Consider the following 9409-nt stretch of genomic DNA (forward strand, 5'->3'; position numbering starts at 1 on the left):
TCCCCGAGGATGAGCAGGTTCACGCCGTCCGCCAGCTCCTGCACCTTCTCCCGCGGACCGCGCAGCAGCAGCACGTCCCCAGCCGACAGCGGCAGGCCGGACAGCGACTGCCCGCCGAAGAGCCGCCCCAGCAACTGGAGCTTCGTCAACCGTTGAATGGCGGGCTTGCGGTGCAGCGCCAGCGCCACCAAGCCGTAGCGCTCCAGGAAGAGCGTCTCCTTCAGGCTGCGGCCGATGAGCGGGCTGCCCGTCGGCACCGTCGCCTCCACCAGCAGCGTGTCCTGGGGGCGCAGGTCCGTGTCCGACAGCCGCATGTCCGGGCGGATCTCGATGCCCCTCAGGTCCTTCACCCGCAGGATGTCCTCGCGGTTGCCCTCGACGATGAGCCGCTCGTCTCCCATCAGCCGGTAGCTCGGCACGGCGGGCAGCGACTGCCCATCCCGGAGGATGCCGATGACGCGCAGGCCCAGGCCCTCGGTCAGCTCCGCCAGGACCTTGCCCACGTAGCGCGAGTCCGGCGGCAGGGCCGCCTCGGTGAGGTAGTCGCGCAGGGACCAATCGGACACCCCGCCCTTGCCCACCCGCGTCGGCAGCAGCAGCGGCCCCAGGAGCACCACCATGAGGATGCCGATCACCGCCACCGGCAGCCCCACCGGCGCCAGTTCCACCACCCCGATGGGCGCCATCCCCAGGCGGGGCATGGCCGCGGACATCACCAGGTTGGTGGAGGTGCCGAACAGCAGCACCATGCCCCCCAGCATCGAGGCGTACGCCAGGGGCAGCAGCACCTTGCTCGTGGGCACCTTGGCGCGGTGCGCCGCGCCCACCGCCACCGGCAGGAACGCCGCCGTCGTCACCGTGTTGGAGACGAAGGAGGAGAAGGTCGCCACCACCACCATCATCGCCAGCACGAAGGTCTGGTGGCCAAAGCGCGCGAAGAAGGCGAGCCGCTGCCCGATGAGCTGCACCACGCCCGTGCTGGCGAGCCCCTCCGTCATCGCCAGCAGGGTGAAGATGAAGATGACCGTGTCGTTGCTGAACCCCTCGAAGGCCTGCTCGGGCGTCAGCACCCGGGTGACGGCCAGCAGACACACCACGACCAGCGAGCTGACCTCGATGGGCACCACGTCGATGGAGAACAGCACCACCGCCAGCACCACGATGCCCAGCACGATTGCAATGCTCATGGCTCCCGCCGGCCCTCCCACGCCGCCGCGCCCAACCTGTACCCCCATGTGCTGGAAGGTGAGGGCCCTCCGCCCGCAAACGTTCCCTTCTGAATAGATGATGTCCAATAAGTGAAAATGAAGGGAGGTGGGAGTCCTGGGACGGGGTCCACCCGTGGACGGTGTTGCATTCACAGGGGGCTTCCCGGGAAGGTTCGCCCACCTTTTAGAGGAGACTCGCGAATGGCTTCGACCCAAACCGCAGCGCTCCAGGGCAACGCTCCCACGAAGAACGCGGAGCTACTGTCCTGGGTGGCGAAGATGGCGCAGATGACCCAGCCGGACAGCATCGTCTGGTGTGACGGGTCCGAGGAGGAGAAGCAGCGCTTCACGGACCTGGCGGTGAAGGAGGGCATCCTCATCCCGCTCAACCAGCAGAAGCGCCCCGGCTGCTACCTGCACCGCTCCAACCCCAACGACGTGGCGCGCGTGGAGCACCTCACGTTCATCTGCACCACGAACAAGGAGGACGCCGGCCCCACCAACAACTGGATGGAGCCCGAGGCGGCCTACACCAAGCTCACCCACCTGTTCACCGGCGCCATGAAGGGCCGCACCATGTACGTGGTGCCCTACGTCATGGGTCCGCTGGGCAGCCCCTTCGCCAAGATTGGCGTGGAGCTCACCGACAGCGTCTACGTCGCCCTCAACATGCGGATCATGACCCGCATGGGGAAGGCCGCCCTGGACATGCTGGGCGACTCCAACGAGTTCAACCGCGGCCTGCACAGCACGGGCGATCTCAACCCGGACCGCCGCTTCATCTGCCACTTCCCCCAGGACAACACCATCTGGAGCATCGGCAGCGGATATGGCGGCAACGTGCTGCTGGGCAAGAAATGCCTCGCGCTGCGCATCGGCAGCTTCCTGGGCGAGCACGAGGGCTGGCTGGCCGAGCACATGCTGATTCTGGGCGTCACCAGCCCCAAGGGCGAGACGACCTACGTGGCGGCGGCCTTCCCGTCCGCGTGCGGCAAGACGAACTTCGCCATGATGATCCCGCCCAAGGAGTACGAGGGCTGGAAGATCGAGACCGTGGGCGATGACATCGCCTGGATGCGCACGGGTCCGGACGGGCGCCTGTGGGCCATCAACCCCGAGGCCGGCTACTTCGGCGTGGCCCCCGGCACCAACTACAAGAGCAACCCCAACGCCATGGCCACCGTGTCCAAGGACACGCTCTTCACCAACGTGGCCATGACGCCGGACGGCGACGTGTGGTGGGAGGGCATGGACGGCGAGGTGCCCGAGGAGCTCATCGACTGGCAGGGCCGGCCCTGGAAGAAGGGCAGCCCGGAGAAGGCCGCGCACCCCAACAGCCGCTTCACCGCGCCCGCCTCCAACAACCCCGTGCTCAGCCCCAAGGCCAATGACCCGATGGGCGTGCCCATCTCGGCCCTCATCTTCGGCGGCCGCCGCTCCAACACCGTCCCGCTGGTCCTCCAGGCCTTCAACTGGACCCACGGCGTGTTCCTGGGCGCCACCATGGGCAGCGAGACCACCGCGGCCGCCACCGGCAAGGTGGGCGTGGTGCGGCGCGACCCCATGGCCATGCTGCCCTTCTGCGGCTACCACATGGGCGACTACCTCCAGCACTGGCTGAACATGCAGAAGAAGATCGCCCACCCGCCGAAGATCTTCCAGGTCAACTGGTTCCGGCAGGACAAGAACGGCAAGTTCATCTGGCCGGGCTTCGGCGAGAACATGCGCGTGCTGGAGTGGATCGTGAACCGCGTGCACGGTCGCGTGCCCACCGAGGAGACGCTCCTGGGCTGGGTGCCGCGCCAGGACCAGGGCCTCAACCTCAAGGGCCTGGACCTCTCCCCGGACTCCATCGCCGAGGTCACCTCCATCAAGGAGGACGAGTGGAGGACCGAGCTCAAGAGCCAGGAGCCCTTCTTCGAGTCCCTGGGCCTCAAGGCCCCCGAGGCGCTCACCCTCACGCGCAAGCTGCTCATCTCCCGCCTGGGCACCTGATGTAGGCACCGGTCGGGCCCCAAAGCCCGCCGTCCCCGGGGCCGTCCTTCCGCGAGGGGGAGCGGCCCCGCCGCTTTGCGGGCCCCTCTTCGCCCGACGGGGTGTTCGGGGGTAGGCTCTCCCACCATGCGATTGGTCTTGATTTTGTTGGCGGCCCTGTTGCTCGTGCCCGCCCCTGCCCGCGCCCAGCGCGGCGGGACGCGCAACCCCAAGGAGCTCATCAAGCAGGCCGAGCGCCTGTACGACCAGAAGAAATATCTGGAGGCGGCCGAGGCGCTGGAGCGAGCGAACGAGGCGATGCCCAACGCCGACTCCAAGCTGCTCTACAACATCGCCCGCGCGTACGACCAGGGTGGCAAGTCGCAGGAGGCCATCCACTACTACGAGCGGTACAAGGAGAAGGGCACGGACCCGCTGCTGCTCAAGCGCGCGGACCTGTTCGTCGACAAGCTGCGGCTCCAGGTGGAGAAGGAGGAGGCGACGGCGGCGGCGGCGGAGGCCGAGCGCAAGCGGCTGCAGGCGGAAGCCGACGCCGTCCGGCAGCGCGCGCAGGAGGAGCGGGCGGCGGCGCAGCGCGCCGAGGAGGCCAACCAACTGCGGCTGCAGGCGGCCCATGGCGACGCGCTGGCGGCGCATCGGCGCATGCAGGTGGCGTCCTTCGCCCTGGGCGGCGTGGCGCTGGCGAGCGCCGGCGTGGGCACCCTCTTCGGGCTCCAGGCCAACAGCGCGCGCTCCAGCTTCAACGTGGCCACCGACCTGGAGACGAAGCGCACGGCGGCGGACACCACCCGGAGCAAGGCGCTGCTGGCGGACATCGGCTTCGGCGTGGGACTGGCCAGCGCCGTAGCGGCCGTCCTGCTGTACCCCAAGGAACCGCTGCCCGAGCCCGGTGAGGCGCGGCTGACGCTGGCCCCCCAGGGCGCCGGAGCGGGTGTGGAGGTGAGCTTCTGATGCGCGCGTTGAGCTTGATGGGTGTGTTGTCCTTGCTGGCCACCGGGTGCAGCTTCACCACGGCGGCCGGACTCGAGGAGTGCCAGACGACGACGGACTGTGGCGGCGACCAGGTGTGCGCGCAGGGCTTCTGCCTGCCCCTGCCCACCGGCTGCGGGAAGCTCCACGGCTCCAGCGACCCCAGCGCCATCCAGATGGGGGCCCTCATCCCCCTGAGCACCAGCACCGCGCCGGGCGCGAGCCAGGACGAGTCCGACGTGCAGGCGCTCAACGCGGCACTGCTCGCGCTGGAGGACTTCAACCAGCGCAGCTTCATGGGCAAGCAGATCGCCCTGCACTTCTGCGACACCGCGGGCGACGCGGAGCGCACCAAGAAGCAGGTGTCCTGGCTGGTGGGCGAGAAGAAGGTGGCGGCGATGCTGACGGCTGGCAGCAGCCAGACGCTCGCCGCGGCGGCGGTGACGGTGCCTGGCAACGTGCTCACCATGAGCTACAGCGCCTCCTCGCCCGAGCTCACCTCGCTGCCGGACACCTCCTCCGGTGGTAGCACCGGGCTGGTGTGGCGCACCGCCCCCTCGGACGCCATCCAGGGCCGCATCATCGCGGACCTGCTGCGCACGGACACCGCGCGCTTCGGCACCGTGTCGCGGGTGGCCATCCTCTACGTGAACGACCCGTACGGGCAGGGCCTCAACAACGCCATCTCCTCCCAGCTCAGCAAGACGGCTCCGGGGCTGATGACCCGGGGCTTCTCCTACACGCGGCACGGCGAGGTGAAGACGGTGGTGTCCCTCGTCAACGAGTTCAAGCCCGACATCACCGTGCTGATGGCCTTCGCGGATGACGCGGCGGTCATCATCAAGGAGGCGGCCACCCAGCCCAACCTCAAGCGGGGAGCCACCTCCACCACCGGGCACCGCTGGTTCTTCTCCGACAGCGTGAAGGACGCGGCCCTGCTGGCGGATCCCCAGGTGCGCGACCTGCTCCAGGACTACTACGGCACGGCCCCCGCCCAGGGCGCGGGGCAGGCCTTCCGGGCGTTCCAGGATGCCTTCCTGAACAAGTACCAGAAGGATCCGAGCGGCTACGCCTACATCTCCAATGCGTATGACGCCATGTACCTGCTCCAACTGGCGACCGCCTACTCCCTGGGCACCACCAACGCCGTGACGGGTCCGAAGATGGCCGAGGGCCTGTCGCGGGTGTCCACCGGCACCAGCACCGACAAGACCCAGCTCACCAACTCCAACTTCACCTACATCGCGTCGGAGCTGGCCGCGGGCCGGAGCGTCAACGTGGACGGCGCCAGCGGCGCGCTGGACTTCGACGCCGCCGGTGAGGCCCCCGCTCCCGTCGAGCTGTGGCAGGTGAAGGGCACGGGCTTCTCCACCGTCACGCAGCTCAACCCGTAGCGCCCGCCCCACCCCGCCTGCCGGCGCTCGAACAGGGCCCGGCAGGTGGGAAGCCGTCATCGACGCGCCTCGGCCTCGAGGTCGCGCGAGGAGATGTCCACGTCGACTCCCTCGCCTCCCGAGGCCCCATCCTGGCGGCCCTGCCAACAGGCCGTCAGCCCTTCCACACCTGCCTGCCCTCCAGGCAACCTGGAGCCTGGGGACCCTTCCAATCAGGTCCCCTGTCCGCCACCCGGCCCTACACGGCTGTAGCAGGGCAGCCGGCCCTCTTCAGCATCCTCTCGGGAGGGGGAAACGTCGTGGTAGAATTTCGTTCCCCCCCGGCCAGTTCGGCCGTGCTTCCGCCCCCCTCGGGCCTACAGAGAGAAATTGAATGGATGCCATCGCCGTGGTGGGATTGGGTTGCGTCCTCCCCAATGCCCTCGGGGCCACCGACTTCTGGGCCAGCGTCGCCTCCGGCAAGGTGTCGCTCTCGAAGGTTCCCGCCCGCGCGTGGAATCACGCCCTCCATTTCCATCCCGACCGCACGGTCCCGGACAAGACCCACTGCGACCTCGGTGGGTTCATCACCGACTTCGTCTTCGACTGGCGCAAGTACAAGGTGCCGCCGAGCGACGCGCAGCAGGTCAACCCGCTGCAGTGGATGATTCTGGAGGCGGGCACCCAGGCGCTCTCCGAGGTGCGCAACATCCCCAAGGACTCCACCTCCATCATCCTCGGGGCCACGGGGCTGGGCTGGCAGCGCGACAGCGGGATGCGCATCCGCCTGGAGGACATGCTCGACGCGGTGCGAAACACCGACGCCTTCCGTGCCCTGCCCTCCTCCCGGCAGGACGAGCTGCTGGAGCTCACCGCCCAGCGCGTGCGCGAGCAGCTCAAGGAGGTCAGCGAGGACAACGTGGTGGGCGCCTCGGCCAGCGTGGCCTGCGGGCGCATCAACATGCACTTCGACATCAAGGGGCTGCACTACTCGGTGGACGCGGGCTTCGCGTCCTCCCTGGCGGCCCTGGACCTCGCGGTGCGCGGGCTGCGTGACGGGGAGTTCGACCTGGCCGTCACCGGTGGCGTGAGCGAGATGCTGACGCCCCTGGAGATGATCGCCTTCTCCAAGATGGGCGGGCTGTCCAGTCAGGGCCTCATCCTGCCCTTCGCCGAGCGCGCCGATGGCACCCTGCTGGGCGAGGGCGTGGCCATGCTGGCCCTCAAGCGGCTGGCGGACGCGGAGCGGGACGGGGACACCATCTACGCGCTGGTGCGTGGCGTGGGTGGCTCGTCGGACGGTCGGGGCAAGTCGCTGGTGGCCCCCCGCAGCGAGGGCCAGGCGATGGCCATGCGCCGCGCGCTCGAGGACGCGGGCGTGGAGCCGGCCTCGGTGCAGTACGTGGAGTGCCACGCCACGGGCACCCAGGTGGGTGACGCCAGCGAGGTGCGGGCCCTGGCCAGCGTGTACACGGGGGCGCAGGCCGGCTCCATCGCGCTCGGCTCGGTGAAGGCCAACATCGGCCACCTGCGCGCGGGCGCGGGCGCCGCGGGGCTCCTCAAGGCGGTGCTCTCGCTGCACCACGGGCAGATTCCCCCCCAGCCCGGCGTGGACAAGGTCAACCCGAAGCTGGAGATGGAGCGCACGCCCTTCTTCGTGCCCCAGAAGGCGCAGCCCTACCGCGCCGGCACCGTGCCCCGCGCGGCCGTCACCTCCTTCAGCTTCGGCGGCAACAACTTCCACGCGGTGCTGGAGGCGTACCGCCCGGCCGAGCCCCGCAGGGCCCCCGTCGCCAAACCCCGCCACCAGGACGAGCCGCTCGCCATCATCGGCCTGGGCGGCATGTTCCCCGGCGCCTCCAACGTGAAGGACTTCTGGAAGCGCCTGCTGGAGGGCTACGACGCCACCCGTGAGATTCCCAAGGAGCGCTGGGACATCGAGCGGTATTACGGCCCGGATCGCAAGGACAAGGCCTATACGAAGGTGGGCTGCTTCCTGGACGAGTTCCCCAAGCCGAGCCTGGAGATGCGGATTCCTCCGACGGCCTGGGCCTCGTTGGATCCCTCCCATGTGCTGATGCTGTGGTGCGCGGACGAGGCGCTCCAGGACGCGGGCTTCGCCCCGGACAAGTGGAACCGGGACCGGGTGGGCATGTCCTTCGCCTTCCTGCCCTACCAGGGCAAGAAGTTCCTGGCCGACACGCGCATCCACTGGTCCGAGTTCGCCCACGAGCTGCGCCAGACGTTGGAGAAGTCCGGGCTGTCCGCGGGCGAGCGCGAGTCGGTCCTCCGCGACGCCGAGGAGCGCTACAAGAAGGATCTGCCCCCCATCAGCGAGGACAGCCTCACCGGCTTCCTGGGCAGCCTCAACGCCGGGCGCATCGCCAACCTCTACGACTTCCACGGGCCGCACCTGGTGGCGGACGCGGCGTGCGCCAGTGCCCACGCCGCGCTCCACGCCGCCTCGAAGATGTTGAACCACCGCGAGGCCGACGTCGTCCTCACCGGCGGCGTGTGGTGCGACATGCTGCCCGAGTTCTTCATCGCGGCCTGCCGCTTCAACGCGCTGTCGGCCCACGGCAGCTTCCCCTTCTCCTCGAAGGCGGACGGCTTCATCCCCGGCGAGGGCGCGGGCGTCTTCGTCCTCAAGCGCCTGTCCGACGCCGAGCGCGACGGAGATCGCATCCACGCCGTCATCCGCTCCGTGGCCGGCGCCAGCGATGGCAAGGGTCGCTCCGTGCTCGCCCCCAGCGAGGTGGGTGAGGCCACGGCGATGAGGCGCGCGATGGCCGCCGCCAACATCCCCCCCTCGAGCGTGGACCTGGTGGAGTGCCACGGCACCGGTACCGCGCTGGGCGACGTGACGGAGGCCAAGGCCACCGCCGCCGCCTACAGCGAGGGCCGCGTCCGCCCCATCCTCATCGGCTCGGTGAAGTCGAACATCGGCCACCTCAACGCCGCGGCCGGCACCGCCGGCATGATGAAGGTCACCCTCGCGCTGAAGAACGCCTTCATCCCGCGCTCGCTCAAGAGCGAGCCGCGCAACCCCAAGGTGCCCTCGGGCGTCGAGGTGGTGGACACCCACCGCGAGTGGCCCTACCCGGCCGACGGGGGACCGCGACGCGCGGGCGTCAGCGCCTTCGGCGTCGGAGGTGCCAACTTCCACGCCATCCTCGAGGAGTACCGGCCCTCGCCCAAGCGTCCGGAGCCCAAGAAGCAGAAGGACGACGCCTCCTCCGAGGGCGGTGAGCCCCGGCTCATCGCCGTGGCGGGCGAGGACGCTCGCGCCTGCGTGGCGCGGCTGGACACGCTGTGCGCGCAACAAGGGCCGCTCGAGGACACGCGCGTGACGCCCGTGGGCCCCTTCCGGGTGGCCCTCACGGCTCGCTCGCGCGAGGAGCTGTCCAAGAAGAGGGAGCACCTGCGCAAGGCGGTGGAGGCGGGCGGGGACCTGGAGTTCCTCGCCCAGTCCGGCATCTTCGCGGCGGGCCCGGACTCGCCCCTGCGCGGCGCGCCCGTGGCCATCACCTTCCCCGGCCAGGGCGGCCAGTACGCGAACATGCTCCGCCCGCTGGCGCGGACCTACCCCGTGGTGGCGCGCACGCTCGACGAGGCGGACCGCGTCTACCAGCGGCTCACCGGGCGCACCCTCACCGGCAGCTTCTACACGGACGATCCCAAGGGCTACCGGCAGAACGACGAGGACATCCACGCGGCTGTCTTCCTGGTCAACGTGGCCCTCTTCCGCCTGCTGCTGGCCCACGGCATCCAGGCGGACTTCCTCATCGGCCAGAGCGCGGGCGAGCTGGCGGCCCTGGTGGCCGCGGGCAGCATCTCCCTGGAGGAGGGCCTGCGGGGCATCCA

At 69.6% G+C, this 9409-nt stretch carries 5 protein-coding genes; 4 read left to right on the forward strand and 1 reads right to left on the reverse strand.

What is annotated here, in order from left to right:
- Positions 1 to 1187, reverse strand: a 1187-nt coding sequence (locus VF794_RS08455) for an SLC13 family permease (RefSeq protein WP_331108673.1), incomplete at its 3' end; no start/stop codon positions are given.
- 222 nt (positions 1188 to 1409) lie between these two features.
- On the opposite strand from VF794_RS08455, the gene VF794_RS08460 reads away from it, so the two are divergent.
- From VF794_RS08460 to VF794_RS08475, 4 genes are all read left to right on the forward strand, one after another.
- Positions 1410 to 3203, forward strand: a complete 1794-nt coding sequence (locus tag VF794_RS08460) for a phosphoenolpyruvate carboxykinase (GTP) (protein ID WP_331108674.1) — start codon at positions 1410 to 1412, stop codon at positions 3201 to 3203.
- Between the two features lie 126 nt (positions 3204 to 3329).
- Positions 3330 to 4154 carry a hypothetical protein gene (locus VF794_RS08465; RefSeq protein WP_331108675.1) on the forward strand — a complete coding sequence of 275 codons (825 nt, stop codon included), beginning with the start codon at positions 3330 to 3332 and terminating at the stop codon, positions 4152 to 4154.
- Positions 4154 to 5566 carry an ABC transporter substrate-binding protein gene (locus VF794_RS08470; protein ID WP_331108676.1) on the forward strand — a complete coding sequence of 471 codons (1413 nt, stop codon included), beginning with the start codon at positions 4154 to 4156 and terminating at the stop codon, positions 5564 to 5566. The genes VF794_RS08465 and VF794_RS08470 overlap by 1 nt, the downstream gene beginning before the upstream one ends.
- 373 nt (positions 5567 to 5939) lie before the next feature.
- A partial coding sequence (locus VF794_RS08475) for a beta-ketoacyl synthase N-terminal-like domain-containing protein (RefSeq protein ID WP_331108677.1) occupies positions 5940 to 9409 on the forward strand: 3470 nt, incomplete at its 3' end.

Origin of the sequence: Archangium sp. (genome assembly GCF_036389735.1) — a bacterium.
Lineage (GTDB): Bacteria > Myxococcota > Myxococcia > Myxococcales > Myxococcaceae > Archangium.